At 72.0% G+C, this 600-nt stretch carries 1 pseudogene; it reads left to right on the plus strand.

Annotated features, from left to right (window positions below):
- Positions 1-167: 167 nt before the first annotated feature.
- Positions 168-600, plus strand: a pseudogene (locus tag C1J00_RS43995) (hypothetical protein); the annotation flags it as partial.

Genomic DNA, 600 nt, shown 5'->3' on the forward strand with positions numbered 1-600 from the left:
ACCCTCCCCGCGCCAGAGGGCGGTCGTCACCCGTGCGAGTGACCAGCTTGCGGGCGCGGGACACGGACCGTTACGTTCGCCGCGACAACCGCAAACAGATACGGCCCCCGGCCGGGACTGCAATCCCGAACGAGGGCCTGACCGATCAGGAAGAGACACCTTCCCGAATGGCTGACCCGCAGTCTAACGCGCGCCTGCGCGCCGACGCCGGAGCTCCGACCTCCGGCGTGATCCACGTACGCACCCGCCTCACCGCCGACTTCACGGTGATCTCCAACGCCCTCGCCCAGCGGCGCGGCAGCGCGGTCACGGTGGGCGTCGCGGCGTACATCGCCTCCTTGCCCGACGGCTCCCCCGTGACCATCACCGCCCTGTGCGAGCACTTCAGCGAGGGCGAGATCCTCGTCTCGCGGGCCCTGAGGGAGCTCGAAGCGGCCGGATACCTGGAACGCCGTCGCGAACGGACGCCCACCGGGCAGGTGCGTACCCGGACGTACTTCTACGACGTACCGCGCGGCGAGGGCCCGGACGACCCGCCCGAGCCGCCGAAGCCGCCTCGGCCCCGGACCGCCGTCCAGGAGACCCCGACCCGACGGGAGG

This window comes from Streptomyces cahuitamycinicus, assembly GCF_002891435.1.
Lineage (GTDB): Bacteria > Actinomycetota > Actinomycetes > Streptomycetales > Streptomycetaceae > Streptomyces > Streptomyces cahuitamycinicus.